Raw genomic sequence first — 26,845 nt, 5'->3', positions numbered from 1 at the left:
ATCTCGTATCCAGGCTGCGGCAGGTCGAAATCCAGCGCCCGGCCCGCGCAGCGGAGGCGGCGTTCGAGGTCGCACCCCAGCACCCGCCACGCGGCGGGTGCTGGGGTGCGACCTCGAACACGCACCGGAGGAAGGGATCTCATGACGACCACCGGGGTCGAGCAGGCACCCGTCGATCTGGCCGCGGCCCGGATCAGAGTCGACGGCGTGCTCGACCGTTTCCTGTGCGCCAAAGCGGGCGACGATCCGGCGCTGCCCGCCGAGGTCACCGAGACGTTGCGCGCGTTCCTGTTCGCGGGCGGCAAGCGGATTCGCCCGCTGCTCTGCGTGCTCGGCTGGCACGCCGCGTACGGCACGACGCCCGTGCCGCAGCCCGTGGTCCAGGTCGCGGCTGCGCTCGAGCTGTTCCACGCGGCGGTGCTGATCCACGACGACATCATCGACAACAGCGCTACCCGCCGCGATCACCCCACGGTGCACCGCGCGCTGGCCGAGCGACACCGCGTGCGGCGCGACCCGGAGCGGTTCGGCAGGCACGCCGCGCTCGTGCTCGGCGATCTGGCCATGGTCTGGTCCGCGGAACTGCTGCACACCGCGGCGCTGTCGGCTCGGCAGTTGCGCACGGCGCTCGATGTGCTCGACGGCATGCGCGCCGACGTCATGTACGGGCAATACCTCGACCTGCTCACCACCGCGCGGCCGTCGTGCGATCTCGACCGGGCGCTCGACGTCGTGCGCTACAAGACCGCCTCCTACACCTGCGAACGCCCGCTGGTGCTCGGCGCGCTCCTCGCCGATCCCGCGCCCGGCATCCCCGCCGCGCTCGCCGCCTACGCCCGGCCGCTCGGTGAGGCGTTTCAACTCAGGGACGATCTGCTCGGCGTCTACGGCGATCCGGCACAGACCGGCAAATCCAATATCGATGACCTGCGCGAGGGCAAACACACCGCGCTCGTCGCACTGGCGTTCACCCATGCCGACGCCACTCAGGCCGAGCGGCTCGCCGCGCTGCTCGGCGACCCCGAGCTCGACGAGCGGCAGGCCGTCGAATGCCGCGAAATCCTCAGTGCCACAGCGTTGTCGCGGGTCGAAGGCATGATCCGGGCCAGGTCCGAGCAGGCGCGGCAGGCGCTGGCACAGGCGCCGATCCCGATCGCGGTGATCCAGACCTTGCGCCATCTCGCGGACGACGCCGTCGCCCGCGCCGGATAGGCAGCGCCGTACCCAGACAAGGCAGTGCACCGTTGGTGCCCAGGACAATCGGAGCCGAGCAATGATCGAAGACATCGGCGTGCCGCTCGCCGTCGCAGTGATCGCGGTCCTCGTGTTCGTCGTCGGCGCACGGCTACGCGCGCTGGTATGGCGCAAACCGGAGAACGGGGACTCCGGGTCGGTGACGCTCGAACTGATCAGCACCCTGTTCATGGCGGTCGCCGCCTTCGTGGTGGTGATCTGCTGGCAGCAGTACGACAACGCGCACAACCACACCGTCACCGAATCCAAGTCGCTGGTCGACGTGTACTGGGCGGCGCACGCCATGCCCGAGCCCGCGCACAGCGAAATCCAGCGGCTCGTGCGCGATTACACCGAGCAGGTGGTGGCCACCGAATGGTCGGTGATGGACCGCGACCGCCGCCTCGATCAGGACACCCAAGCCATCCTGGACACGTTGCGCGACACCGTGCTCGCGGTGCAGTCGGAGGACTCCGAGGTCGGCGATCAACGCACCACTGCGCTGGCGGCATTGGACTCGGTGGCACAGGCGCGGCACGACCGGGCACTGGACGCCCAGCTCGGCATGCCCGGATTCCTTTACGGCGCTTTGTGGTTCGGCATCGTTCTGCTGCTGTTCAGCTCGGTACTTGCCGGTGTCGAGGTCAGCGCCCGCAGCGTGGCGATGACGGCGCTGCTCGGCATCGTGGTCGGCGCGGCAGTACTGGCGATCTATCGACTCGACCGGCCCTTCGCCGGCGGAAACGTGGTGTCCAAGGACGCCTTCGAGCTGGCACTGGCCCGCTTCCAGCAGATCACCTAGCGGCCGCGGTCCACCGGATCGTCACGAAAGATGGATGTCTGCCCATGTCGCCGGAATCCGAAACACCTAGAACCCACAGAGCCACAAGGGGACTCGTCACCGTCCCGGTCGCCGTGCTCCTGCTCGCCGGACAACCGGTGGCGGCCGCCGAGCCGGTCCCCGACCCGTGGGCACCGATCAGCGAGATCATCACGGGGAGTGCGTCATCCGGGTTCTACCCGGGGAGCACGTCGGCCGACCCCGCCGATGCGAGCGGCTCCGCCGGTGGGGAATTGAGCCTGGGCCCCGCCCCGGCCCTAGGGCCGCTGCACACCGGTAGTGCCGGACCGAGCAGCGGCGGTCCAGGCCCTCTGGGCACGGGTAGCGCTGGAATAGACGGTGTCGCTACGGGACTCGCGAGAACGGGCAGCGCCGGACCGAGCGCCCCCGATATGGCGCGTGGCGGAACGGACAACGCCGGAGTCGGGCCATCCGACACAGGTGGCGCCGGTACCGGACCGATAGATGTAACCGCCGGTGGGACAGAACTCGCGCTCCCTGAGCCGCCCGCGGCACCGCCGTTCCCCGCGAATCCCTTCGCCTCGCCGGACCTGGACCCCGATACGGTGCGCACCGCATGCGCGGGTAGCGCCGTGGCGGGCCTGTCGTTGATCGTGGCAGGCGTCCTCGCCGGTAGCAGCCGCGGCCTCGGCTCCAGTTTGTCCGGACTGGGCAGCGCCGCCGTCGGCAGTGCCATGACCGGCAGCGGCCTCGCCTGCCTGCTCTGGCCCCAGGACCTGCCGCCCTTCCCCGGCCTCCCCCTGCTCCTCGCCCCACCGACCACCGAGGCGCCCACTCGCCCAGTCCAATTCCCCGATTTCCCAGAGGCCCCACCGCCCGCACCACCCAGCCAACGGCAACAACCACTACCACTACCACCCCCGCCGCTCACCGCCCGCGAACCCATCATCCCGACGACCGACCCCATCGCCTGGAACATGCTGCAACTGGTCACGGTCATGCTCGTGGCCGTCCTCGGCACCGTCCGCACCGGCGCAACCTATATCCGACGACACAAGCACAACTAGGTCCGGTCGCCCAACCGAAACTTCCGCACGCCATCAGAAGCACTCGAAGAGGTATTGCGTTGGGCGCCTGTGGGTTACTCGCGGACTTGCCAGCCTGCCGGGTCCACGCCACCGGGGATGGGGGCGGTGGTGTCGTAGGGCGTGCGGGTGAGGATATAGCTCGCGAGTTCGAGGTGGTGGGCGTTGCCGGTGGCGTCGCGGATGATGTCCAGGCGCTCGCCGGCGTAGTAGCCGTCCAGGCCGGTCCAGGAGCCGTCGGGGGCGGGTGCGAACCGGGATTGGCGGCCGCCGTGGGCCAGGGCGGTGAGTTCGAGTTTGCCGTCGGAGCGCAGGCGCAGGGCGATGGAGGCGGTGCCCCAGTACCAGGTTCCGGTGAGCGCCAACAGGTTCGGGTCGACCTCGGTGGCGGGGAGCCACTCCTCTGGCAGGGTGGGCTCGTACTCGGCGAGGATGTCCAGCAGACCGGCGAGCAGCTTGCCGCGGATGCCGCCGTAGGTGGTGTTGCACAGGAAAAGAACGCCGGTGCGGTCTTTGGGGTCGGCCCAGACGGCGGAGATGAAGCCGGGCATGGCGCCGGTGTGCCCGGCCAGCCTGCGGCCCCGGTAGCGCTGCAACTGGAAACCGAGGCCGTAGCCGGAATCCCACTCGTCGCCGTCCTCGACGGCGGCGGGCGCGCGCATTTCCTCGAGCGTGTCCGCGGCGAGCACGTCACCGGTGTCGCCACCGACGAACGCGGCCCAGCGCGCCAAATCCGTTACCGTGGACCACAACTGACCGGCCGCGCCCATCGCGCCGTGGTCGTGCGCCGGTTCCGGGAGCACCACATCGGCCCACGGGTGCACGGCCGAGCCGGTGGCGTGCGGCACCACCGGGGCCGGGGTGGTGCGTGCCATGCCGAGCGGCACGAGCACCTCGGCGCGCAACGCGTCGAACCAGCTCTGTCCGCGCAACCTGGCGACCAGTTCGCCGAGGGCGGCGTAGCCGACGTTCGAATAGTGGAACCGCCGACCGGCTCGATGCAACAGCGCCTTGCTGCCCGCGTCGACGTCCAGGGTGTCGGCCAGCACGGCCCAGTCCGGTCCGGCGGTGCGCTCCCACCAGTCGCCGGGCGATTCGGCGCGCAGTCCGGCGGTGTGCGAAAGCAGCTGTGCCACAGTGCGGTCCCCCACCGGAGCGCCCGGCACATGCTTGGCCAACGGGTCGGCGAGATCGAGTTTGCCCTCGTCGCGCAGCCGCAGCACCATGGTGGCCACCATCGACTTGGTGATCGAACCGATGCGGTACTGGGTGTCGGTGGTCGGCGGGTGGCCGTCGACCCGGCCCCGCGCACCCGACCACACCAACTGCCCGTCGCGCACCACGGCGGCGATCAGCGAGGGCACCCGGTACTCGGCCTGTTCGACGGCGACCCGATGCAGCAACGCCCGCTCGGTCGATGGCAACAGCATTCGCGACTTCCCTTCACGCACTCGGTGACCGGCCCGGCCCACCGCGCCGCGGTGGGCCGACCTCAGCCTATCGCCGGAGTTCCCGCCGCGGCCTGGCGCGCACTCCATCGGCGAACGGACTCCAGGACCGATGTTGACCGACCCGATACCGCCCTCGATCCAATGCCGCGCTGGAGGAATAGCCGATTTCAAGGCACGCCGACCGGGCGGTCGCCGCATGCGGTCGACCGCTCCCGCGCGGCCGAGGTGGCAGTCGACTCCGGCACCGCCGTCGGCATCCGGTCGCCCCGCGACTGATGCCGGAACAACCAGATGACCGCGGCGAGCAGGGCGGCGACGGCGAGCAGGGTGTAGGCATCGCCGAGCAGGAATTGCGTGAGTGTCCAATGGAATTCGCGGCCGTTGGTTTGCGGAACGTACCAGACCAGACCCTGCGGGAGCAGGGGCAGATCCGGATCCCACCAGCCGACCCGGTCGACGCGCATCGGCCAGGCGAAGACGAACAGGTAGGTCAGGACTGGAACGGCGATCCGGACGGCGCGGCGACGGTGCCGCAGCGCGCGCACGATCCACAGCAGCGCGGGCACGACCCAGACCCAATAGTGCGTCCACGAGATCGGCGAGGCCAGCAGCATCACGGTGGCGGCGAGCAGCGCGCCGAGCAGCCGGTCACCGCGCAGATAGGCGAGACGGGCGGCGGCCATGCCCGCCAAGCCGAGCAGGCCCGCGCAGGCCAGGGCGGCGGTGCTGTCGTCCCACGTCGACCATTGCAGCCGGCCGAACAGGCCGTTGATCGATTGGTTCTGCACGTAGGCGAATCCGATCCGGTTCTGCGATTTCATCGTCGTCGTCCAGAACTCCCAGGCCTGGGCAGGCCGGTACCAGAAGCCGATGGCGACCGTCGCGGCGAAGGTCGCGCACGCGGTGGCCGCCGCCCGGAACTGCCTGGTGACGATCAGATAGACGACGAAGACCGCGGGCGTCAGCTTCAACCCGGTGGCCAGGCCGATGAGAACACCCCGATACCAGCGGTTCTCGGGGATCGCCAGGTCGGCGAGCACCAGCGCCATGAGCAGCACGCTGAGCTGTCCGAACTGCAAAGTCTGCTGCACCGGTTCCAGCCAGAGGGCGGCCGCGCTGACCGCGGTCGCCAGCGCGACCAGTCGCACGCCACGGCGTCGCTGCTGGAGCAGCCCGGCACTCCACACGCTGACCCAGAGCGAGCCCAACGTCAGCAACACGATTCCGGTGCCGACGTAATCGATCGGGAATCGCGCCAGTTCCGCGCAGATCCAGGCGGCGAAGACGGGATAGAGGAAGGGCAGCCCGAGCGGACCGCGCCCGTCGTAGAGCGACTCGGGATGCAGCGCGGCCATCGTGCCGCCCCACATGTAGACCTGTAAATCGACCTGGTGCCAATACATTTCCCAGTTCGGCCGGACGAAGGCCAGCCAGGCACCGATGGAGCAGCAAGCGAACACGAACGCAGCAACGAGCACCGTGATCCTGTGCGGGGCACGAGGTTCGCACACCTCGTCCCCTCCGGTACCGCGCTGTTGTGCCGTGGACAGGACGACAGCCATGGAGTTGTTTTCCTTCATCAGGTGAGGCAACACACGCAGACCAGCAACTACTTAGCTAAACTAAGTGAAGTCATCCTAACATTGGCCCCGGCGCCGACAGACCCCAATTCTGCGGGCGCGACGGTGTGCCGGAGGGGCGATAACATCCGGCAGAGAAGACTGCGCGGACGCAGGACAACTGCACAGCGAACGATCGACTGACCTCGGGTCAGGCTTCGGTGACGAGCCAGGGAGGAATCGTCAGTTGAATGACGATCGGGCGGGGGAAACAGGGGAAAGACAACGACTGAACCACGGGCGCGGTGGTGTGCGCGGGCTGGGCACCACGCTCCGGTGGTTCCGCGATCCGCTGAGCGTGATGCGGCAGCTGGCGGACGCGCAGGGCCCGGTCGCGGGCTTCCAGATCGGCATGTGGCCCGCGGCGCTGGTGACCGGGCCCGCCGAGATCCACGAGGTGCTGGTATCGCGCGCCGCGGACTACCGCCGAGCACGGGCGGTGACCGGGACGCTGTGGCCCGCACTGCGCGAAGGCCTGATCATCTCCGAGGGCGAGGTACACCGCAGCCAGCGCGCGCTGGTCGGGCCGCTGTTCACCGCGCGCCGCGTGCCGAGATACGTCGATGTGATCGCCGGCCGCATGCACACCCATCTGCGCCGCTGGCAGGCCGCGGGCGAGGTGGACCTGCTCGCGGCCGTGCAGGAGATGATGCACGACGTCATCGCCGGACTGCTGGTGAACGAGCCGATCGAGGGCTACCGGGAGGTGCTCGACGCGGCGAACCGCATCTTCGACTGGGAGATGCGCGCGATGTCGCGCCCGCTTGTCACCCCGCTCAACATTCCGACCAGGCGCAATCGCGAGTTCATCCGCGACCTCGGCGTGGTCCGCGACTGGGCCACCCGCATGGTCGAAGCGCGCCGCCGCGAGCCGGGCGAAGACATCGTGTCCGCGCTGCTCGCCCAGCGCGACCGCGACGGTGCGCCGATGCCGACCGAGCGACTGATCGACGAGGTGATCAACCTCTGGGCCGCCGCGCACGAGACCAGCGCCGACGCCATGTTCTGGACCGCGTACGCACTCGCCCGCCATCCGGTCGCCGCCGACCGGGCGCGCGACGAGGTGGATCGGGTACTCGGCGGCGAGGTGCCGACGGCGGCGGACCTCGCACTGCTCCCCTATTGCCTGCAGGTGTTCAAGGAATCGATGCGGCTGTATCCGCCCTCCCCCGCGTTCCTGCGGGAAGCCGCGCGCGAGACGTATCTCGGCAAGCACGAGATCACCGCGGGTACCATCGTTTTCGTCGCACCGTACGTCATGCACCGATCCGCCGAGCGCTACCCGGACCCGGCGTCGTTCCGCCCGGACCGCTTCGCCTCCGACGCCGACCGCAGCTGGGAACGCCTGTCCTACTTGCCTTTCGGCGCCGGCGAACACGTGTGCGTCGGTTCCGCGCTCGCCCTGCTCGAGGGACAGATCTTCACCGCGCTGCTGCTCGCGGGCGGCACGGTGCGCGTCGACGGCGACCCCGGGATGAAGCTGACCATCAACCTGCGCCCCAAACGCCACGTCCGGACCACCTATCTGCGGCGCACCGCGGCACCGAGCCGGGAACTGTCCGGAGTCGAGGCCAGAGACGCCAGATGACTTCGCTGCGGGAAACTTTCCTCGACCGCGCGAGCGCCGTACTGCCGAACTGCTGGCGGCAGCGCACCGCGCCGGCGCGGGCGGCGGGCGAACGGGTCGATCGCATCATCGCCTTCGCCTTGGGTTCGGGCACTTGGATATTCGGCGTCGGGGACGCCGCCGAGATCGCCGAGCAGTCGCGCCACTACGCACCGTGGTGGACCGCGGTCGCCATGGTCGGCGTGTTCGGCACGGCACTGGTGCTGACGGCCACCACGCTGTTCGTCGCGTTCCCCGCGGTCCGGGTGCTCGCGGCAACGCACGCAACGGTTTTCGCCGTGGTGATCGGGTTGTCCGGCTTCGCGGTCACCTCCGGCCAGATCACCAGCGACGTCGAGTGGATCTACCGGCTGGTGCCGCTCGGCGGGGTCGCGGCCACGCTGGTGTGGCGCACACCGGTGACGGCGCTGTACCTGTTCGTGGTCGCGGTGCTGGCAGCGTGGTCCAACGGTCAGGTCAAGAACGATCTCGGCTGGATCGAGTTCCTGCTGACCTGGCTGCGCATCTTCGGTATCTCGGTGGGCTTCGTCTACATCACCAGGATGACCCGCCGCGCCGCCTATCTGCTGGACATGGAGCGGACCCGGGCCCAGCAGCAGGCCACGCTCACGGCGGCGGCCGAGGCACGGGCGGGCGAGCGTGCGCTGTTCGCCGGGGTGATCCACGACAAGGTGCTCGCCACCCTGCTCGACACCTCGCGCGGCGGCTGCCCGGAAATGCTTGCCCGGCAGGCCGAACAGGCGCTCGGCCAGTTCGCCGCGATCGGCCGGGTCAACGAATTGTGCACCGGCGCCGAGGCGATCGAGACGATCACCGACGAGGTGACGACGGCCACTGACACCGAACTGCGGGTCCAGGTCCGTCAGGATCGGCGGACCCACGAACTGCGCATCGACTCGGCCGCGGTCAACGCGCTCGCGCAGGCCGCCGCCGAGGCGGTGCGCAACAGCGTCCGGCACGCGGATGTGCCGGGGCGCACCGTCACCCGCGACATCACGATCGCCGCGCGTGCCTGCGGTATCACCGTGGTGGTCGCCGACGACGGTGCCGGATTCGATCCGGCCGCGGTCGCTCCGAACCGCCTCGGCCTCACGGTCAGCATCGTGCAGCGGATGCGCGAGGTCGGCGGCCGGGCCGTGATCGACGCCAGGCCCGGCACGGGCACCCGCGTCGTATTGGAATGGGACGCACCGGATGATGCCTGATCACGGCGACCTGAGCCGGTTACTCAGCGGGCAGCGCTCCACCACGGTGACCATCATCGTGGTGGCGCTCGCCACCGACGCCGCGGTGATGATCCGTTCGGTGCGCCTGGCCGGAATACCGCTGACCCCTACGCTTTTCCTGGCCGCGGCGCTGCTGACCGCCGCCACCGTCGTGGTCGTGCTCGATCCCGGCGTGCCGATCGGCAAGTCCTCGGCTGTGTTCGCGGCCGCCGCCGGGCCGGTCGCCACCCTGATCGTCGGCGATCAGGTGACCGCGCAGCTGGACGCGCGCACCAGCATGTGGACCGCCTACACCGCGGGCGTCATGCTCGCCCTGCTGGTGCTGCGGGGCCGTAACCTGTTGGCGTGGGCGGGAACCGGGGCCACCTGGCTCGCCGTGGTCGTCGCGGCGGGCGGTGCGTCGACCGCGTTCGTGCAGGGTGTCGTGCCACTGGTCAACGTCGTGATCGCGGCCGCCTTCGCCGCGATCCTGCGTCCCACACTGCGCTCGCTACACGCGCTGGAGGCCGACTCCACCACGCGCGCCGCGCAGCAGGCCCGGCTCGACGCGCAGAAGGCCGAGCGCAAACGCCAGCTCGACCGGCTCGACCTGCGGGCGCGCCCGATGCTCGAGCGCATCGCCAGCGCGGTGCCGTTCCGGCCCGAGGAACGCGAGGAGTGCCGCCTGCTCGAAGCCGAACTCCGCGACGAGCTGCGCGCGCCGCAGCTGTCGACGACCGAGCTGCTCGCCGCCGCCCGCGCCGCGCGCCGCCGTGGCGTCGAGGTGATGCTGCTCGACGACGGCGGCTTGGCCGGCGCGTCACGTGCGCTGCGGGATCTGGTCCGCGACATCGCCGTTCGGGAACTGGACAACACCGACCGCGGCCACGTCACGGTCCGGGTGCTGCCGCCGGGCCGCCGCAATCTGGCCACCGTGCTCGTCGACGCGGACGACCGCAACCGTAGGACCGAGATCGATGCCGCGGGAACGGTCACCGCGACACTCGACCGATCGACCCCGGCGCAGGCCGCCGACACGTCGCTGACCGGCCACACCTACTGAGACTCACACCAGCAGGGCCCTGCCGCCCGGCCGGGTGCGCCGCCACGCGACCGCGAGGAACCCGAGCAGGCCGAGCAGCGGCAGCGCGGCGATCGACCAGCTCAGCGGCAGCGGCGGGCCCGGCTGGTCCAAGACCTGCAGCTGGTCCAGCACGCCCTCGCCGTGGCCGAGCGGCCCGTCGATGGTGAAGGCGAAGCGGTAGCTGCCGGGATCGTCGACGGCGAAGATGTCCAAGCCCCACGAATCGCGCTTGCGCGGATGGCGCACGAACTTCGCGGGACGTCGCCAATTGAGCCCGGGGCCGGTCAGTTTCAGCGTTCCGGATTTGTCGGCGATACCACCGTCGGGCATGAACGTGAAGTCCAGTGACTGCATCGCACGGATCGGCCAGGTGGAGAAACCGACGGTCAGCCCGTACGGGCCGGCCTGCACCCGCTCGGTGTGCACGATATCGACCGGCGCGTACGCGGCGGCGGGGCTGATCGCGACCAGCGAAAGGGTGATCGCCGTCAGCACGGTGAGCGCGCATCGGCGCAGGGTGGTCATCGGAGTTCTCCCGGCGTCGGCAGCATACGGGCGAATCGACCGGCGAGGAACCCGGCCAGCAGACCCAGCGCAATGCCGAGCGCGGCGGAAATCACGACATCGGCGGGCTCGAGGCCGGAGAAGAAGTGGATCAGCCGCAGTTGCAGCGGAAATGTCACGCCGACAACGACTCCGGTGAATCCGCCCGCCAGCACCACGGCCTTCGCCGGGGCGAGACCGCGGGCGCGCGCCGACCAGAACAGGGCCTCGATCCCGACCGCCGCGAGGAGCAGGAACATCGGTATGATCGCGGGCAGTGACGGCGGGCGCGACCCGAGCCCGTCGCGCAGCGGCAGGCCGATCGAATCGGCGTAGGCCGCGGCGGCCCACGGCGAGAACCACCACAGGATCGCCTGCAGCACACCGAGCGTCACCGCGATGGCCAGGGCGGCGCCGGGCCGCGCGAGCACGGCGGCGCCGAAGACCAGCAGCAGCGGCCCGAAGAACAGCACGCCCAGGATCGTCGAATCCATCGGCAGATCCAGATTGTCCAAGGCCTGCGCGAGGATCGGCGCGAACGTGATCAAGATCGGGATGGCCACGACGATGCCGAGCCTGCCCCACCGGTGGTCGCGGTGCGCCGCGAAGACGATGATGCTGCCGATCATGGTCAGCGTGATGGACAGGAACAGGGCCACGTGCGATGGGGTGTTCAGCACCGCGTCGAAGCCGTAGATCGAATGCCATTCCAGGTCGAGCAGGCCGTAGAGCAGGAACAGGGCCGCGCCCGCACCGGCGATCATGTAGCCGAGCGGGGCGGTGAGGGTGCTGCCGAAGACGCGAACGGGCGTGCCGCCCAACCGCGGTACGGGCCGGCCGGCCCGCTGCGCGGCGGTGGCGATGAACACCATGGCGAGACTGACGAATCCGGAGATGGCGCTGCCGGAGTACAGGAACAGATGCGGCAGCGTGAAGAAGGTGTCCGGCCCGACATCGTTGTGCCACTGGATGTCCCAGCTCAACCCGACGAGCGTGACGGCGGTGCCCGCCAGCACGCCCCACCCACCGGCGCGCGCGGCGACGCTGTTGTCGGACGCGGCGTGCTCAGCCTGCGCGGGCCGGGTCGCGACGGCGCCCGCCGCCGGTCCGGCTCGCCCTTCACTCGCTGCCGAGATGTCCATCGCGGGTCCCTTCCGTGTCCTGTTTCACCGAATGCGCGGTGCCGCGTGCGGGTTTCACGCGCCGACCCACAACGGCAGGGTGAGTTCGTCGACACCGTCGTGCGCGTCGATCCAGAGCCGCAGCTCCCACGGCCCGGTCATCATCAGCGCGATCGAATCGGCGTGGAAACGTCCGTCGCCCGTGGCCACCAGCGCAACGGGCGCTCCCGCGTGCCCCATCAGCGACTGCGTCGCCTGGATCCGCACCGCGGCATGGTCGATCGGCGCACCGGCACGGTCGGTCACCGCGACGTCGACGGCGGTGTCGCCCAGCCGAACTCGTTCGAGGGTGACGGTGACCAGATGGCGTTCGGTGCCCGAGCGCAACGCGAGCGGCGCCGCCGAACTCGGCCACAGCAGCCGTCCTGCCACCGCGAGCAGAACCACCGCCACGCCCGCGACGACCAGTGCGCGCCGTGTTCCCGCTGTGCGCGTGCGTGTTTCACTCATGCCAGGCCCTCGCTGACGCGCACCACGGACCGGCGCGACGCACCCCTGATCCGCTCACTCACCGGTGCGCCTCCTCGACGTCCAGCACGACCGGGATCGTCAGCACGGTGAAGCGCCGTTCGACCTGGATCCAGAGCCGGTAGCGGCCCGCGGCCGGAAAGGTATAGGTGAAGGGCACATCCGGCCCGTAGGCGGCCACGGTTTCGTCGGGCGGGCTCTGGCCGTTGACGGGTGGCATGAGCATCACGCCGCGGCTCGTGGCAGGGGCGGCCGCGTCCACCGTGCCGTGCATGCCGTGCGCTCCCTCGTGCTCCTCGGCGGTCGCGTCCGGCATGTGCCGCGTCCCCGCCGCGTGGTCCATGTTCCGCATCGCCGTAGGCCCCATCGAGTGGCCGTGCCCCCAGATGGCCGAATCGTGCACAGCCGCGGCGATATCGCGGCTGCCGTCCGGTATCGGACCCGCCGTGATCAGGTGCCCGACCATGCCGAGCCAGGGTTGCAGTTCGGCGGTGTCGCCCACCGCAGCGTTGATCGTGGTGGGCTGTCCGGCCACCGCGGCGGTCGTGCTCACCTCGATCGGTGTCCCGTCGACCAGCAGCGACGCCTTCCGCGCCAAGCCGCCGAGCTGGACCGGAGCGGGCGGTGACGCGGCAGCGGAGCCCGGCAGCACGGTGACACCGGTTGCGGCGCGGGCCATCTGCACACCGCCGCCGCGGCGCGCGAGTTCGGCGGACAGCGCGTAGCGGCCGGGCTCGGCCGCCGTCAGATGGACCTGATAGCGCCCGGGAGCAGTGCGGATCGGGTGCAGATGCGACAGCCCGCCCGACGGACCGACCATCAGCAGGTGCACCAGCGCGCTGTCGTGCACCACCAAGTCGTCGGCGGGCGCACCGGTGGCGGCGTCGAGCAGGACCAGGTCGACATCGCCCGGCTGCCCGGCGATCACGGGGCCACCCGCGACGGTGAGTAGCACCGGCGGCCGCGAGAAGTCCGCGATCACGGGTTGATTCACCGCATAGGGATCGGTGACGTTGTGCACGGTGGGATCGAGCTGGCCGCCCGGTTGCGGTGGCAGCGGGAACGAGGCCGACAGCAGCGCCGCGGTCACCGATACCGTGATGCCCGCGACCATCCCGCCGGCGGGCAGCAGCGCCCACGCGGGACGCTTGGCGCGCACCGCGATCAGCACCGCGACCGGCAGCAGCACACCGGCCACCAGAAAACCGCGGTAGACCAGGCGTTCGGGCGGCGCGGTGACCTGCGCGGGCACGACGAACGGTATGCGCGCGACGCGGGCACCGTCGCCGAGCGTCAGCTCCCACGGGCCTGGCCGGTCCATATCGAGTGTGGCCGAATACATTCCCGGCGTCGCGCCGAGTGCGAGGCTGGTCCGCACCGTCGGCAGGCCGGGCGCGGGCAGCGTCGCGTCGGCGGCCAGCGCGCCCGTCGGCACGGCCGCGAGCTCGAGTTCGCCTGCGGCGGTACCGGTGTGGGTGACCACGTCCACCCGCAGTGGCCCCGGCACGCTGGTCACCCGGCGCAGGATCACGGTCAACTCGCGATCGCCGAGCGACTGCGCGATCGACAGGTCCGCGCCGGCGGCCGCGGCGTCGGCGAAAGCTGTTGCCGCCCCGGACGACAGCAGCAGCAGCCAGCCCACGACGAACAGGGCGCGAGATCGAGCAGCGCGGACAACAGGCACCTGCGCAAGGTTAGGGCCGCGCGCCGACCAGATCATCACCTGCTGAGGGGATCTCGCCTACCCCCGTGGGGTGATGTCCGATTAGGTGAGGTTCCGGAGAATGCCCGACTTCGCCCGATTTCCGCGAATACCAAGCGATTCCCGCACTTCACCCTTGACAGCTCGGCACCGGTGGCATGCAATATATTGCATGCCGGTGCCACGCAACGAAGGTCTGGTCGCCAGAACTCTGCTACGCGAGGACGCCTACTGGGCGATCCGGGACGCCATCGTCGACGGCACCCTCGCCCCTGGCGAACGCCTCAACGACAACGAGCTGGTCAAATGGCTTGGCGTGAGCCGAACACCGGTGCGCGAGGCGCTGATGCGGCTCGAGCAGGCGGGCCTGGTGCAGATGAAGCCCGGCCGCTACACCATCGTCAGTCCGCTCGACGTGCGCGCGATCCGCGAGGCCCAGTCCGTCACCGGCGCGATGCACGAACTCGCGATCCGGGAGGGGTTGCCCAACCTCACCCCGGCCGACCTGACGACCATGCGCGAGGCCAACTTCCGCTTCGCCGACGCGCTGCGCCGCGCGGATGTCGACGCCGCACTCGCCGCCGACGACGATTTCCACGATGTGCCCGTCACCGCGAGCGCCAACGCGGCCGCGCGCAGCGTGCTCGATCAGTTCACCCCGGTCCTGCGCCGGATCGAGCGACTGCGCTTCGGCTCGTTGAGCGGCCGTGACTCGGTGGCCCAGCACGAGCGCGTCATCGACCGGTGTGCCGCGGGCGATGTCGACGGCGCGGTCGCGGCACTGCGGGTGAATTGGCAGACGCTGCTGCCGCTGCTCGAAGATCTCACGCCCTGAACCCTGTTGGCACCGATGAAGGACATCTCATGTCGCTCGACACGTTTGCGCGCTATCCCCTGCTGTTCGGCCCGAGCCCGATCCATCCGCTCGACCGGCTCAGCGATCACCTCGGCGGCGCCAGGATCTGGGCCAAGCGTGAAGACTGCAACAGCGGTCTCGCGTTCGGCGGCAACAAGACTCGCAAACTCGAATACCTGGTGCACGACGCGCTCGCAAAAGGCGCGGACACGCTGGTCAGCATCGGCGGGGTACAGTCCAACCACACCAGGCAGGTGGCCGCGGCGGCGGGTCAGCCCGCCCTCAACGCCTACAGCGGCGCCTTCGACTGACTCAGCGCGGCACCGGGCACGCGTCCACCGCCGCGGCGACCACCTGGGCGGCGTCGGGAACCGGTGGGCGCGTGCCGGTTTCGTACTCGGCGCCGACCACCGGCGGTACCGCGGCCAGCGCGTCGTTCTCCGCGGACGTGAAAGCCCGTGCCCGGCTGAGGAATCGCCTGCCCTCCGGCGCCTCCAGACTGAAGCCGGACCCACGCCCGCGCACCACGTCGATGACGAGCTGGGTGTGCTTCCATGCCTGGAACTGAGAGCCGGAGATCCACACCGGCACCGCGTCCGCCGCGTCGGGCAGCGTCGTGGGCACCTCGCCCACCGCGAGGCGCAGATCGAGGATGCCGACCAGGACGTCACGGTCGCCGACGAGGAACTCCCCCAGCGGATAGCACATCGGCGCCGAACCGTCACAGCAGCCGCCGGACTGGTGCATCATCAACGGTCCGTGCGTGTCGCGGAGGCGGCGCAGCAGCCGCGCCGCCGCCATCGTCACGACCAGCCGAGGCGGGGCCGTCGGCATCAGAAGAATCCCATGGCCTTCGGCGCGTAACTGACCAGCAGGTTCTTCGTCTGCTGGTAGTGGTCGAGCATCATCTTGTGGTTCTCCCGGCCGATGCCGGACTGCTTGTAGCCGCCGAACGCCGCGTGCGCCGGGTACTGGTGATAGGTGTTGGTCCACACCCGGCCCGCCTTGATGTCACGCCCGGCCCGGTACGCGGTGCCGCCGTCGCGCGACCACACCCCGGCGCCCAGGCCGTACAGGGTGTCGTTGGCGATCGAGATGGCGTCGTCGTAGTCGGTGAACGAGGTCACCGACACCACCGGTCCGAAGATCTCCTCCTGGAAGATCCGCATGGCGTTGCGGCCGGTGAAGATCGTCGGCTGCACGTAGTAACCGCCGTTCAGATCGCCGCCGAGCAAGGCGCGTTCGCCGCCGGTGACCAGCTGCGCGCCCTCGCTCTTGCCGATCTCGATGTAGGACAGCACCTTTTCCAGCTGATCGTTGGACGCCTGCGCGCCGATCATGGTCTCGGAGTCGAGCGGATCGCCTTGGCGCACGGCCTTGGTGCGCAGCGCGGCCTGCTCGAGGAAGCGGTCGAAGATATCGGCCTGGATCAGCGAGCGCGACGGGCAGGTGCACACCTCGCCCTGGTTCAGCGCGAACATCGTGAACCCTTCCAGGGCCTTGTCCAGGAAGTCGTCGTCGGCGCCCATGACATCGGAGAAGAAGATGTTCGGGCTCTTGCCGCCGAGCTCGAGCGTCACGGGGATCAGGTTCTGCGACGCATACTGCATGATCAACCTGCCGGTAGTGGTCTCACCGGTGAACGCGATCTTGGCGATCCGGTTGCTCGAGGCCAGCGGCTTGCCCGCCTCGACACCGAAGCCGTTGACGATGTTGACCACACCGGGTGGCAGCAGATCACCGATGATGCTCCACAGGAACATGATCGAGGCCGGGGTCTGCTCGGCGGGCTTGAGCACCACCGCGTTACCGGCGGCCAGCGCGGGGGCCAGCTTCCAGGTCGCCATCAGGATCGGGAAATTCCACGGAATGATCTGCCCGACCACGCCGAGCGGCTCGTGGAAGTGGTAGGCGACGGTGTCGGCGTCGATCTCCGACAGCGAACCCTCCTGTGCGCGAATGGCTCCCGCGAAGTAGCGGAAGTGGTCGACCGCGAGCGGGATGTCGGCGGCCAGCGTCTCGCGGATCGGCTTGCCGTTGTCCCACGCCTCGGCCAGCGCGATCGCGTCCAGGTTCGCCTCGATCCGGTCGGCGATCTTGTTCAGGATCGCCGCGCGCTCGGCCACCGAGGTCTTGCCCCAGGCCGGGGCTGCGGCGTGGGCCGCGTCCAGCGCGAGTTCGATGTCCGCCGCGGTGGAACGCGCAACCTCGCAGAAGTTCTCGCCGGTGACCGGCGTCGGATTCTCGAAGTACTGGCCTTTCACCGGCGCCACCCATTGACCGCCGATCCAGTTGTCGTAGCGGGATTGGTAGCTCATCAACGAATCCGGTGCACCGGGCCGGGCGTAGACGGTCATCGAATCTCCTAGCGGTCGAGACGGCGGCATCGTGGCACACGATGTGTGATCCACGACACTAGAGTGCCAACGTTGCATCGCCGTTGGGAATCGTTCAGCGCCCGCCGAGTTCGCGATCGAGCATGGCCAGCTGCGCCGCCACCTGCGCGTACAACGACGAGTCCCGGTCGAGCGAGCCGAGATAGGCGGCCCACGCGCCGCGGTCCTCGCGGCCGTCGACCGACCCGATCCACCAGCCGAGGATGGCCGGATCGCCGGACTTGAGCACGGCGGCACGCATTCTGGCGCGCAGCGCTTCGCGCACCCGGCCGACGCCGGGCGCGCGCGAGGCGGGCAGCAGTTGCCCACGGTAGCCGGCGACGGCGGCGGCGATATCGCCGCGGCGCAGCGCGCGATTCAACGCGCCGAGATCCGAATCCAGTTCGGTCAGCAGCCGATACGGCCGCGAGCCGAGCATGGTGCCGCCGAGAATGCGGCGCAGGCGCGAGATCTCGGCGCGCACGGTCACCGCGTCGAGGTCGCGCTCGTCCAGCAGTACCGCGATGTGCTCGGTGGATAAGCCCTCGGGATGTTCCAGCAGCAGGAGCAGGATCTCCGAGTGCCTGCGCGACAGGGCGATTCGCTCATGACCGAACAGCAGCGCGGGCCCGGCGCCGAGCAATTCGACCCGCGGCGCGACCGGTGTCCGCACCGGGTGGGCACGCAGCTCGGATTCGGCGACGGCGACGGTGGCCTTGATCAGCGAGAGCACCTCGGGGGCGGCGACACGCGGCCCGCCGGTGATGTCGATCGCGCCGAGCACCCGCCCCGTCACCGGGTCGTGCACCGGGCCCGCCGCGCAACTCCACGGATGGACCACCCGGCTGTAGTGCTCGGCGCCGAAGATCTGCACGCAATGATCAAGCGCCAGTGCGGTACCCGGCGCGTTGGTGCCGACCGCGGCTTCGCTCCAGTCCGCGCCGTCGGCGAAATTCATCCGCGCGGCACGGTCTTTCGCGCCGGTATCGCCCTCCACCCAGAGCAGCCTGCCGCGCGCATCGCTCAGCGCGACCAGTAGTCCGGTATCCCGCGCGTCCTCGACCAGCAGCTTCTGCACGACCGGGCGCACCGCAGCCATCGGGTGCGTGCGCCGATATTGCTCCAATTCGCGGCCGGTGAGCGAGGTCCGGCCGATCTGGCGGTCCGGATCGATCCCGTTGCCGCGACTGCGCAGCCACGACGCCTCGACCACCCGGCGCACGCTGCGGGGCGCCGCGCCGCGCGCGACGAACAGTTCGTGCGCGGCCGAGACATGGTGGCCCACCCGCTCCGCGTCGTCCTCGGGGCCCAGCGCGACCCACGGATTCACCCGAGCGCTGGATCCAAAGGCCACGCCTCCATCCTCCCCCGCGTGCCGGAGCCGGGCAATGCGCCCGTGCACCGGATGGGCGGATTCCGCATCGCGCGCGCCGCGCTAACGTCCGGCCAGCGCGACGGCGTAGCGGGCGACGAGTTGGCAGCCGAGCCGGACCTTGACGTCGGGCAGGCCCTTACCCCAGACGAGGCCTTGCTTCTCGGCGGCGGCCGCCCAGGCGACGGTGCGGCGGAAAGCATCGAAGTAGAGGTGCTTGCGGCCGCCCTCGTCCTCGGGTAGCGCGCCCCAGCGGTGCACCAGCGGCCAGCTCGGATGGTCGAGAACGGTGAACGCCGCCAACAGGTTTCGATCAGTGTCGTGGTAGTGCACGGCGTACACGTCGGGGTGCGCCAGCACGCGGTAGAGCCACTCGTCCGGCATGCGCGGCGCGCGGCCCAGCCCGTCGTACTTCTCCTCGGTCCGGCGGAACAGTCCGATCAGCTGATCGGCGTCCAGGTCCCGTGCGGACCCGAACCCGGCCACCAGATCGTGATCGCGGGCCAGCCACCGGGCTTCGGCGCGCAGGCTGCGCCTTCGGTTCGACGACAGCGTGCTCAGCCAGCCGTCCTCGTCCGGCCACGCCACGGGCAGTATCGCGGTCGGGTTGACCGCTCTGGTGAGCCGAGGGCCGCCGAAGGTCGCCGCTTGCTCGCACGACAGTTCCCGCCACAGCGTGCCGAGCACCGCGTACCGGAACCGTGCCCGCAGTCCCCTGGCCAGCACGCCGAACAATTCGCTCGCGCGCGCGGCATCGGCCACCCACCAACCTGGTTGGCCGGTGCTGCCCGGCGCGGCGACATTCAGCACGCCCGCCGTCCAGCGCGCCGCGGCGAGCGCGACGACGTCCGCACCGTCGAACGCCACGGCGATGCCGAGCCGCGGCCCCGCGGCGGCGAGCACCTCCCAGGACCAGGTCGCGCGCAGTCCCGCGATGCGCCGCACCGTGTCCCACCACGGCGGCTCCGCGTCGTGGAAGGGATCGAAGACATCGACGCGCATACCCGTCACCGCTTTCCGAGGGCACCGCGTGCCGCCGCCGCGCGGGTGAGCCGGGGCAGGGTCGATGCCGCGAGCACAGCATAGGAAGCGACCAGCGCGCCGAGCGCGGCAGGCGGCCCGTAAGCGGGCACCAGCAGCGCGGCGAGCAGCGCCGCGGCGCCGAATTGCGTTGCGGCGCCCAGCGCGGCGACGCGCAGTTCCCGCGGTCCCGTGTTCTCCAGTAGGAACAGCGCCGCACTCACCAGCGCGTGCACGGCGATCTCGAAGCACAGCAGCACCACGACAAGCGCCGTGGCCGAGACCGATCCGGCCAGCACGAGCGCGAGCACGCAACCGAGCACGCCGGCGCCCGAGGCGGCGCGCAGCAGCCTGCGCGCGAAGCCGATCCCACTGTGCGCGCCCGCCCCGCGCAGTCGCAGCGACGACACCGGCTGGTAGATCCGCAGCAGGTACAGGGTCCCCGAGCCGATCACACTCGAAACCAGCAGTGCCACATAGAGAGTGGTACTACCGGCCCGTTGGCCGCTCAAGGCGAGCGTCGCGTACAGCACACCGACCGCCGCGCTGCCCAGCGGCTCGTACAAGCCGAGCAGCAGTTGCGCCCGCACGATCGCCAGGATGCTGCCCCGGCGCGGACGCGCCGTCATCGACCGGACACCGCGGGCCGCCCAGCCCGCCACGCACAGGGTGACCGTGAGTAGCACGGCGAGCTGGACCGCGGGCGAAAACCCCCATGCCGCACCGGCGCCCACCGCGGCGGCCATCGCCACGGCGAGCAGCAGGAAGCCGCCGCTGTCGCGCTCCGGCCGACCGGCCGCGCGATGAGCCGCGACCAGCACCGTCAGCAGCCCGATGCTCGCGCTCCACGCCGCGGCCAGCGGATAGACCACGAACGCGGAGCCCGCGCTCACCGCGCTCGCGAGCAAGGCGAGCACCAGTGGGACCGCCGAGGTCAGCACGGCGGTCCGTACCACTACCGCGCCCGTGTGTCGCAGCCGCGGCAGCAGCTTCAGCACGGACTTCTCCGGACCCGAGCTCAGCAACGCGATCCACGCCGTGGCACCGACCGCGCTGGCGTACTCCGCGAACCGGTCCGCGCCCCAGACCCCCAGCAGCACAAGGGCGATGCCCTGATAGGTGAGGCGGAAGCCGCCGCGCCCGGCCAGCAGCGTCAGCACGGTGGCCGGTGCGGGCCGCGTCGGCCGCGCGGCGGGCGGGGACACCATCAGCGCGGGCGCGCGGGCGCTCGTCGCCGGTCCGCGATCGCGCGGCGGCGCACACCCCCGGCGCGACGGCGGACCGCGTCACCGATCCGGCGCCAGTACCGATCGGGCAGCAGGAGCACCACCGCCGCCAGGACCAAATGGACCGCGATGAAGGCCAGTGCCTCGTTCCGGCTCGCCACATGACCGAGCCGCACGGTCATGTGGTCGGCCCAATCCCATTGCGCGGCCAGCGGTTTACCGCGCAGGAGCTGGAACGCGAGATCCTCGATACCGGAGAGCATGACGAGAATGCCCACGTAGCCGACTCGGCGCGCCACCGAGGGGCCCCCGCCGCCGAGGCGCAGCATGAGCGCCAGACACAGGATGAGCAGCGGAACCAATATCCGCATCCACGAATACAATCGGCTGAAATCGTCGTCCAGCGCGGCCGCGAAGATCTTCGGAACCAGAAAGCAGAACACGACGAGAAACGCGGCCAGCGCGCAGATCTCGATCAGCCGCCCCCGCCGGAACCACTCCGGCCGCACGCTCGCGATCGTCTCGGTCGCCAGCACGAACGGGATCAGCGAGGCCAGCAGCGCCCACACGCTCGGCAAGCCGTGCTCGCGGCCCGTCGTCGCCCAGACCAGCCCGGCCGCGACCACCGCGGCGCCACCGAGCAGCGCGCTGCGCACCGCGGGGCTCACGCGGCACCGCTCAGATCGAAACGCAACGCGGCACGCACCGCCTGCGCCGCCGCGCCCGCCTGATCCGGATGATCGGCGACAACTATGAAGTGGCCCAGCTTGTTCGCCGCGTTGTGGTACGGCTGCACCTGCGCACCCGCCTGAACGAAGAGCACCAATTCGGCCAGCTCGGGGATCGTCGTCGCGGCATCGGCGCCGCGCACCTCCGCGACGACCCCCGCGTCGTCGGTGTAGAGCACGCCGGACACCGTGGCGCGCGACCTGCTCGGCATGACATCGGCCGCACCGCCCGTCGCCGCGGCGATCGAGGCCGCGACGGTATCGACGCCGTAAGCGTGCCAGAACAATTCGCCGAGCCCGTTGCCGCCGACCCGGGCGCCCATCTCGATCAGATGCAGCGTGCCGAGCGGGTCGACGATCACATCGACGGTCAACGGCCCACGCCGATAGCCGAGCTCGGTGATCAGCTCGTTGAGCATGTCGGTCAGCTCCCAGCGCTGTTCTACCGCGAGGTCGGCGGGCACACGATGCTCGACGGTCACGAAATGCGGTGCGGGCGTGAGCGTGCGCGCACTGACCCCGACGAACGCGATCCGCCCTCGGTCGACGAACACCTCTGCGCTGTAATGCTTTCCGACGATCTGCTCCTCCACGATGACGCCACCGCCACTGGCGAAGCGCGCCGCGTCCCTGGCCGCCGCCGCGACCTCGGACAGCTGCGTGCACACCTGGATACCGCGACTGCTCTGCGCGTCCAGCGGCTTCACCAGCACCGGGAAACGCAGTGCCCCGGCACGCAACACAAGCTCGGCGTCAGCCCGGCCCGCGACGTAGCCGTAGCTGCTGAAGCCGAGCCGATGGCACACGGCCCGGAAGTACGCCTTGTCCTGCGAGGCGTGCACCACCTGCGCGGCAAGCGGATCCGGCAGGTCCCAGTGCCGCGCCAGCCACCGCTGGGCGGACAGCCCGGTGTCGCTGGCCGGGGACAGCACCGCGACGATATCCGTTCGCCCATCCAGTGCGGCCGCGATCGACGCCGGTTCACGAATACTGTGCTGCACGAATTCGTCGGCCAGCGACCGTGCCACGGCATCGGCGCGGCGGTCGACGCAGACGGTGCGATAGCCGAGTTCGCGGGCCCGGCGATAGGTGGACGTCGAACCGTCCGCGCCGCCGAGGATGACCACCGTGCCCGTCACAACGCACCTCCACCCATCACGGACCGTGCCAGGTGCAGCCGGTCGGCCGCATCGATGGGCAGGTCGGACTCTCGTATGTAGTACAGCGCGCGCACGCCACGTCCCGCGGTGAGCACCGAATAGCGCAGCAGCAGCGCCAATGTCGGCACGATCGCCAACAGCAGGCACACCAGCACCGCGAGCAGTGTCGCGGCGTCGGCCACACCCGCGCCGAACACGACGAGCCCCGCGCACGCGACGAGCGCGGCCGCCGCCAGCAGTAGCGCGGCACCGGTCGCCGGTGCCGCGGAGTGCCCGAGATAGAGATCGAGCGCGTGCCGTGCCAGGCGGGCGACGGTGAACTTCGAGGCACCCGCCGCCCGCGCCTGATGCGCCGTGCGCACGGTGACATAGCGATTCGTGACGGCGGGCAGCGAGGCAAGGAAATACGGTGCGGGACGGCGCAGTTCGACGATCCGGCGGGCGACGCCGGTACGCACCAGCCGGAATGTCGTCGCCCCGCGCGGCAGCTCGATGCCGAGCACGCGGCGCGCGATCAGCTCCGACAGCGTCGACCCCCACCGGCGCAACGCCGGATCGGCCCGCTGATCGCGCGTGCCGAACACCGCGTCCACCCGATCCGATGCGGCCGCGATCAGCTTGTGCGCCTGGCTCGGATGACTCTGCAGATCGGCGTCCAGGTGCAGGATCCACGGCTTGCTCGCGTACTTGTAGCCCGCGGCGAAGGCCGCCTCGAAACCGAAGGTGCGCGCGAACGAGATGTAGTGCACCCGTGGGTCTTCCGCGGCCAGCCCGGTCACCAGCGCCAGCGTGGCATCGGTACTGCCGTCGTCGACGAACAGCACCTCGACGTCGTGACCGCCGAGCTCGGCGACGATCGCCTGATGCGCCGCGACGACATTGGCCTCCTCGTCGCGGCACGGCACCACCACGGTGAGACCGAACCCGGCGGGTGCCATCACGCCGTGGCCGTCTCGCACTGCGGCGCACCCCAATGCGTGCCGCGGGTTTCGATGAACCACTCGATGGTGCGCCGCATGCCGTCGTCTAGCGGCAGCAACGATTCCGGGTCGATACCGATGGCGGCCAGCGTCGTCGGATCGGCGCGCACGACGGCACCCGGCTCCTCGCCCGGTCGCATGGGCAGACCGACGATCGGCACGCGCGAATACCCGAACTCGGCACACTGATCGATGATCAGCTCTGCGACCGAGCGGATCGACTGGGATCGGGACGGGCCGACCTCGAGCACGACGTCCGGCACGACGCCGCGCTCAGCCTGCTCCAGCGCCGAAACCAGCACGCGGGCAACGTCACCCACCCAGACCATGTCGGAAAGCTGTACCCCGTCGCCGTAGAGCTCGACCGGCTGGCCGGACAGCGCCCGGCAGATCACGGCGGGGGTGAACTTGCGTACCTTGCCCGCCCCGAACGGCGCCGCCGCCAGCTGACGCGGCCCGTAGGCGTTGACCACCCGCACGTTCGTCACCCTGGTGCCGCGGTAGGCGTTGAACATGTGCACGAACCGCTCGACGGCGGTCTTGGAGATCGAGTAGCTGTTGTTCATCCAGTGGTTGCCGACGCAGATGTACACCCCGGGCAGGTCGTACTGCGCAACGGATTCCAGGAAGTTCAGTCCGCCGACCAGATTCGTTTCCGCGGCGGGCCGTGGCCTGCTGATCGTCTCCTGCGTGCCGAGGACGGCGGCGAGATGGATGATGCCCTCGCAATGCGCGGCGAGTTCGGCCATCGCGGTGGCGTCGCGGATATCGCCGAGCATCACCTCGTACAGTTGCGCGCCCGCTCGGCGTCGATGGTCGAAGATCACCGGTTCGTGACCGCGCCGCACCAGTTCTTCGCAGACATAGGAGCCGATGAACCCCGACCCGCCCGTGACCCCGACCTTCATTCTGTTGTCCCACCTTGCGCTATCTCCGGCGGCCGGTCGGTGGTGCCGACACGGTCACCGTGCGTGTTCGCTCGTCCGGATTGTGTCCGGTGCCACGCACCCGCGGAAAGTGGACGCGTGGATAATGTGCGGCCAGCCTAGGCAGTCACGGAAGGTCGCCGATAGCCATAGTTTTCGGGGCTGAGGATTACACTGCGGGGCTTCAGAGAGTGTGCGTCAGCCAGGCCACGGTGCGGCGCCAGATCGCGCTGCCGGGGTCGATCACGGCGAAATGATCGGCCGCCGACTCCAGCACGTCCACCGAATCCTGTTTCCGCCGAGCGAGATCCGCGTAGCTTCTGCTGATCTCCAGCAGATCGGGTTCGTCGTCGATGCCGCAGACGATCAGTTGCGGGATGCCGAGGGGCAGTCGTTCGATCGGGTCGGACCGCCGGTCCTCGGCCGAGTAGCTGTGACCCAATGCGATCGACACGGCCGCGTCACCGAGTGCGCGGTGCTCGGCGGTGCCGAGATCGAGGATGCCTGCCAGACTCACCGCGGCGGCCGGGCGCGGAATGGCGGCGCGGGCGTCGGCGGCCAGCCGCAACGCCAACTGGCCGCCCGCCGAGTGTCCGAGTACGGCGATCCGATCGAGGTCGAGCCGATGCGCGGCGGCGGCCGGGGCGAGTGCGGCGAAGGCGGCGGCCACATCGGCAGCGGTTGTCGCCCAACTGGATTCGATCGGCCGCCGGTACTCGATGTTCCAGGTCGCGAAGCCGCGGGCGGTGAGGTCGACCGCCGCCGCGTGCATGAGATCGCGGTCCCACCAGGGCTTCCAGTACCCGCCGTGGATCAGCACGGCCACCGGGAACGGCCCGGCGCCCTGTGGTGCGCGCAGATCCACCCGTTGATACGGGTGCGGGCCGTAGCTCAGCACGGTCGCGGGATGGCGCCGATGGAAATACCAGTCGGCGACGGCGAACCGGAGCCCCGACAGTCCGCGCCCGCGGATATGCGTGCGCACGCCGGCGGACCGGTCGGCCGCACACCGCCCGAAGTCCACTCGGATCACCCGAGGCGCCGGATCCCGCGGCAGCGCGGCGGCGCCCGGTACCACCACGAATTCCTCCCCCGGCGCGCAGGCACGGCAGGCCGCGGCGAACTCGGCCGGATCGGCGGTGCGCACCGGCTCGGCGCTGATGTCGTAGGCGGCACACGCCGCGGCGAGCAGGTCGGTGGCGGTCGCCCAGTGGGTGACCACGCCGGGCCCGAAGACGATACGCAGGTCGCTCACCACACGCCTCTCCATGACATCGATCTAGCGAACGTCACGATAATGTCATACCCTGGCCGCACCAGGTAGTACCCGACCAGTGGGGATTCGCATGACCGTCGAGCACAACACCCGGGCACTCGAACACGACATCGTCACCGACTTCAGCTCCCGCATGAGCTACGGCGGATATCTCGATCTGCCGACCCTGCTCAGCGCCCAGCACCCGGTGAGCAGGCCCGAACACCACGATGAACTGCTGTTCATCATCCAGCACCAGACCACCGAGCTCTGGCTCAAACTGGTGCTGCACGAGACGCGGGCCGCGCGGGCCGCCTTCGACGCCGACGACACCGGCGTCGCACTCAAATGCATAGCGCGGGTGAAACATATCCAGAAGACACTGACCGAGCAGTGGTCCGTGCTCGCCACCCTGACCCCCACCGAGTACGCGCAGTTCCGCGGCGTGCTCGGCAACTCGTCGGGCTTCCAGTCCTACCAGTACCGGGCGATCGAGTTCATCCTCGGCAACAAGAACGCCGCCATGCTGCGAGTGTTCGAGTCGGACCCGGTGGCGCACAAGGAATTGCACACGCTGCTGCACGAGCCGAGCCTCTACGACTCGATCTGGCACCACGTCGCACGCACCGGACTCGAGGTGCCGCGCTCGACGCTGGCGCGCGACGTGACGAAGGCCTACGTGCTCGACCCCGAGCTGCTGCCGCTGGTGAAATCCATTTATCAAGACCCGCAGCAGCATTGGTCGATCTACGAGACGTTCGAAGAGCTCGTCGATCTGGAGGAGAATTTCCAGCTCTGGCGTTTCCGGCACCTGCGCACCGTGCTGCGCACCATCGGCACCAAACGCGGCACCGGCGGCTCGAGCGGCGTCGGATTCCTGCGGCGCGCGCTGGATCTCACCTTCTTCCCCGAGCTGTTCGCCGTTCGTACCGAACTCGGCGGCTGAG

At 70.0% G+C, this 26,845-nt stretch carries 24 protein-coding genes and 1 pseudogene; 9 read left to right on the top strand and 16 right to left on the bottom strand.

The window, feature by feature from the left end:
- Nucleotides 1-141: 141 nt before the first annotated feature.
- The 3 genes from F5X71_RS13305 to F5X71_RS13295 all read left to right on the top strand — a co-directional run bounded on the left by F5X71_RS13305 (nt 142) and on the right by F5X71_RS13295 (nt 3,102).
- Entirely contained in the window at nt 142-1,212 is a 1,071-nt protein-coding gene (locus tag F5X71_RS13305; RefSeq protein WP_167462218.1) for a polyprenyl synthetase family protein, read from the top strand.
- A 61-nt stretch (nt 1,213-1,273) separates the two neighbouring features.
- Nucleotides 1,274-2,035, top strand: coding sequence for a DUF4239 domain-containing protein (locus F5X71_RS13300; protein WP_167462217.1), 762 nt, complete (start codon nt 1,274-1,276; stop codon nt 2,033-2,035).
- A 605-nt stretch (nt 2,036-2,640) separates the two neighbouring features.
- On the top strand, nt 2,641-3,102 hold the full coding sequence (locus tag F5X71_RS13295) for a hypothetical protein (protein ID WP_167462216.1): 462 nt from the start codon (nt 2,641-2,643) through the stop codon (nt 3,100-3,102).
- Nucleotides 3,103-3,176: 74 nt separating this feature from the next.
- Here F5X71_RS13295 and F5X71_RS13290 read toward each other — a convergent pair whose 3' ends face one another.
- A complete protein-coding gene (locus F5X71_RS13290; RefSeq protein ID WP_167462215.1) occupies nt 3,177-4,550 on the bottom strand; it encodes a serine hydrolase domain-containing protein in 1,374 nt (457 codons plus the stop codon).
- 188 nt (nt 4,551-4,738) lie between these two features.
- A complete protein-coding gene (locus tag F5X71_RS13285; protein ID WP_167462214.1) occupies nt 4,739-6,133 on the bottom strand; it encodes a glycosyltransferase 87 family protein in 1,395 nt (464 codons plus the stop codon).
- A gap of 244 nt (nt 6,134-6,377) precedes the next feature.
- Here F5X71_RS13285 and F5X71_RS13280 point away from each other — a divergent pair, with 244 nt between their 5' ends.
- From F5X71_RS13280 to F5X71_RS13270, 3 genes are read left to right on the top strand one after another with little or no spacing between them, the layout of a single operon-like run.
- Nucleotides 6,378-7,778 (top strand): cytochrome P450, encoded by a 1,401-nt coding sequence (locus F5X71_RS13280; protein WP_167462213.1) that lies wholly within the window; start codon nt 6,378-6,380, stop codon nt 7,776-7,778.
- Entirely contained in the window at nt 7,775-9,022 is a 1,248-nt protein-coding gene (locus F5X71_RS13275) for an ATP-binding protein (protein ID WP_167462212.1), read from the top strand. Before F5X71_RS13280 ends, F5X71_RS13275 begins: the two co-directional genes overlap by 4 nt.
- A complete protein-coding gene (locus tag F5X71_RS13270; protein WP_238815872.1) occupies nt 9,012-10,085 on the top strand; it encodes a hypothetical protein in 1,074 nt (357 codons plus the stop codon). The genes F5X71_RS13275 and F5X71_RS13270 overlap by 11 nt, the downstream gene beginning before the upstream one ends.
- Before the next feature lie 3 nt (nt 10,086-10,088).
- Here F5X71_RS13270 and F5X71_RS13265 read toward each other — a convergent pair whose 3' ends face one another.
- From F5X71_RS13265 to F5X71_RS13250, 4 genes are read right to left on the bottom strand one after another with little or no spacing between them, the layout of a single operon-like run.
- A complete protein-coding gene (locus tag F5X71_RS13265; RefSeq protein ID WP_167462210.1) occupies nt 10,089-10,631 on the bottom strand; it encodes a hypothetical protein in 543 nt (180 codons plus the stop codon).
- Nucleotides 10,628-11,791 (bottom strand): hypothetical protein, encoded by a 1,164-nt coding sequence (locus F5X71_RS13260; protein WP_167462209.1) that lies wholly within the window; start codon nt 11,789-11,791, stop codon nt 10,628-10,630. The genes F5X71_RS13265 and F5X71_RS13260 overlap by 4 nt, the downstream gene beginning before the upstream one ends.
- 54 nt (nt 11,792-11,845) lie before the next feature.
- Nucleotides 11,846-12,280, bottom strand: coding sequence for a FixH family protein (locus tag F5X71_RS13255; RefSeq protein WP_167462208.1), 435 nt, complete (start codon nt 12,278-12,280; stop codon nt 11,846-11,848).
- Between the two features lie 58 nt (nt 12,281-12,338).
- The gene (locus tag F5X71_RS13250) at nt 12,339-13,982 is read right to left on the bottom strand and encodes a hypothetical protein (RefSeq protein WP_238815871.1); all 1,644 of its coding nucleotides are present in this window, start codon (nt 13,980-13,982) and stop codon (nt 12,339-12,341) included.
- Nucleotides 13,983-14,172: 190 nt separating this feature from the next.
- On the opposite strand from F5X71_RS13250, the gene F5X71_RS13245 reads away from it, so the two are divergent.
- Both F5X71_RS13245 and F5X71_RS13240 read left to right on the top strand, forming a co-directional pair.
- Nucleotides 14,173-14,835, top strand: a complete 663-nt coding sequence (locus F5X71_RS13245; protein ID WP_167462207.1) for a GntR family transcriptional regulator — start codon at nt 14,173-14,175, stop codon at nt 14,833-14,835.
- 29 nt (nt 14,836-14,864) lie between these two features.
- A pseudogene (locus F5X71_RS13240) lies at nt 14,865-15,125 on the top strand (pyridoxal-phosphate dependent enzyme); the annotation flags it as partial.
- A 43-nt stretch (nt 15,126-15,168) separates the two neighbouring features.
- Here F5X71_RS13240 and F5X71_RS13235 read toward each other — a convergent pair.
- The 10 genes from F5X71_RS13235 to F5X71_RS13190 form a co-directional block, all read right to left on the bottom strand.
- On the bottom strand, nt 15,169-15,690 hold the full coding sequence (locus F5X71_RS13235; protein ID WP_167462206.1) for a DUF779 domain-containing protein: 522 nt from the start codon (nt 15,688-15,690) through the stop codon (nt 15,169-15,171).
- The gene (adh, locus tag F5X71_RS13230; RefSeq protein WP_167462205.1) at nt 15,690-17,213 is read right to left on the bottom strand and encodes an aldehyde dehydrogenase; all 1,524 of its coding nucleotides are present in this window, start codon (nt 17,211-17,213) and stop codon (nt 15,690-15,692) included. The genes F5X71_RS13235 and adh overlap by 1 nt, the downstream gene beginning before the upstream one ends.
- A gap of 94 nt (nt 17,214-17,307) precedes the next feature.
- A complete protein-coding gene (locus F5X71_RS13225; protein ID WP_167462204.1) occupies nt 17,308-18,585 on the bottom strand; it encodes a helix-turn-helix domain-containing protein in 1,278 nt (425 codons plus the stop codon).
- Nucleotides 18,586-18,666: 81 nt separating this feature from the next.
- Nucleotides 18,667-19,605: a hypothetical protein gene (locus F5X71_RS13220; protein ID WP_167462203.1), complete on the bottom strand. Its 939-nt coding sequence runs from the start codon at nt 19,603-19,605 to the stop codon at nt 18,667-18,669.
- A gap of 5 nt (nt 19,606-19,610) precedes the next feature.
- Nucleotides 19,611-20,831, bottom strand: coding sequence for a hypothetical protein (locus tag F5X71_RS13215; protein ID WP_167462202.1), 1,221 nt, complete (start codon nt 20,829-20,831; stop codon nt 19,611-19,613).
- Nucleotides 20,831-21,517, bottom strand: a complete 687-nt coding sequence (locus F5X71_RS13210) for a hypothetical protein (protein ID WP_167462201.1) — start codon at nt 21,515-21,517, stop codon at nt 20,831-20,833. The genes F5X71_RS13215 and F5X71_RS13210 overlap by 1 nt, the downstream gene beginning before the upstream one ends.
- Complete coding sequence (locus F5X71_RS13205) at nt 21,514-22,716, bottom strand: ATP-grasp domain-containing protein (RefSeq protein ID WP_167462200.1); 1,203 nt, start codon at nt 22,714-22,716, stop codon at nt 21,514-21,516. Before F5X71_RS13205 ends, F5X71_RS13210 begins: the two co-directional genes overlap by 4 nt.
- On the bottom strand, nt 22,713-23,696 hold the full coding sequence (locus tag F5X71_RS13200; RefSeq protein WP_238815870.1) for a glycosyltransferase family 2 protein: 984 nt from the start codon (nt 23,694-23,696) through the stop codon (nt 22,713-22,715). Before F5X71_RS13200 ends, F5X71_RS13205 begins: the two co-directional genes overlap by 4 nt.
- A complete protein-coding gene (locus F5X71_RS13195) occupies nt 23,675-24,625 on the bottom strand; it encodes an NAD-dependent epimerase/dehydratase family protein (RefSeq protein WP_167462199.1) in 951 nt (316 codons plus the stop codon). The genes F5X71_RS13200 and F5X71_RS13195 overlap by 22 nt, the downstream gene beginning before the upstream one ends.
- Before the next feature lie 202 nt (nt 24,626-24,827).
- A complete protein-coding gene (locus tag F5X71_RS13190; RefSeq protein ID WP_167462198.1) occupies nt 24,828-25,898 on the bottom strand; it encodes an alpha/beta hydrolase family protein in 1,071 nt (356 codons plus the stop codon).
- A 91-nt stretch (nt 25,899-25,989) separates the two neighbouring features.
- On the opposite strand from F5X71_RS13190, the gene F5X71_RS13185 reads away from it, so the two are divergent.
- A complete protein-coding gene (locus F5X71_RS13185; RefSeq protein ID WP_167462197.1) occupies nt 25,990-26,844 on the top strand; it encodes a tryptophan 2,3-dioxygenase in 855 nt (284 codons plus the stop codon).
- Nucleotide 26,845: the final 1 nt, after the last annotated feature.

Origin of the sequence: Nocardia brasiliensis (assembly GCF_011801125.1) — a bacterium.
GTDB lineage: Bacteria > Actinomycetota > Actinomycetes > Mycobacteriales > Mycobacteriaceae > Nocardia > Nocardia brasiliensis_C.
Note: the sequence above shows the minus strand (reverse complement) of the source record. Positions and strands in the feature narration are given on the sequence as shown.

What these genes read in the sequence shown, in the direction of transcription:
- F5X71_RS13255 (WP_167462208.1), bottom strand. Translation starts at nt 12,280, where the DNA reads ATGAGTGAAACACGCACGCGCACAGCGGGAACACGGCGCGCACTGGTC.
- F5X71_RS13270 (WP_238815872.1), top strand. Translation starts at nt 9,012, where the DNA reads ATGATGCCTGATCACGGCGACCTGAGCCGGTTACTCAGCGGGCAGCGC.
- F5X71_RS13265 (WP_167462210.1), bottom strand. Translation starts at nt 10,631, where the DNA reads ATGACCACCCTGCGCCGATGCGCGCTCACCGTGCTGACGGCGATCACC.
- F5X71_RS13220 (WP_167462203.1), bottom strand. Translation starts at nt 19,605, where the DNA reads ATGCGCGTCGATGTCTTCGATCCCTTCCACGACGCGGAGCCGCCGTGG.
- adh (WP_167462205.1), bottom strand. Translation starts at nt 17,213, where the DNA reads ATGACCGTCTACGCCCGGCCCGGTGCACCGGATTCGTTGATGAGCTAC.
- F5X71_RS13260 (WP_167462209.1), bottom strand. Translation starts at nt 11,791, where the DNA reads ATGGACATCTCGGCAGCGAGTGAAGGGCGAGCCGGACCGGCGGCGGGC.
- F5X71_RS13185 (WP_167462197.1), top strand. Translation starts at nt 25,990, where the DNA reads ATGACCGTCGAGCACAACACCCGGGCACTCGAACACGACATCGTCACC.
- F5X71_RS13235 (WP_167462206.1), bottom strand. Translation starts at nt 15,690, where the DNA reads ATGCCGACGGCCCCGCCTCGGCTGGTCGTGACGATGGCGGCGGCGCGG.
- F5X71_RS13300 (WP_167462217.1), top strand. Translation starts at nt 1,274, where the DNA reads ATGATCGAAGACATCGGCGTGCCGCTCGCCGTCGCAGTGATCGCGGTC.
- F5X71_RS13305 (WP_167462218.1), top strand. Translation starts at nt 142, where the DNA reads ATGACGACCACCGGGGTCGAGCAGGCACCCGTCGATCTGGCCGCGGCC.
- F5X71_RS13195 (WP_167462199.1), bottom strand. Translation starts at nt 24,625, where the DNA reads ATGAAGGTCGGGGTCACGGGCGGGTCGGGGTTCATCGGCTCCTATGTC.
- F5X71_RS13285 (WP_167462214.1), bottom strand. Translation starts at nt 6,133, where the DNA reads ATGGCTGTCGTCCTGTCCACGGCACAACAGCGCGGTACCGGAGGGGAC.
- F5X71_RS13245 (WP_167462207.1), top strand. Translation starts at nt 14,173, where the DNA reads ATGCCGGTGCCACGCAACGAAGGTCTGGTCGCCAGAACTCTGCTACGC.
- F5X71_RS13215 (WP_167462202.1), bottom strand. Translation starts at nt 20,831, where the DNA reads ATGGTGTCCCCGCCCGCCGCGCGGCCGACGCGGCCCGCACCGGCCACC.
- F5X71_RS13275 (WP_167462212.1), top strand. Translation starts at nt 7,775, where the DNA reads ATGACTTCGCTGCGGGAAACTTTCCTCGACCGCGCGAGCGCCGTACTG.
- F5X71_RS13290 (WP_167462215.1), bottom strand. Translation starts at nt 4,550, where the DNA reads ATGCTGTTGCCATCGACCGAGCGGGCGTTGCTGCATCGGGTCGCCGTC.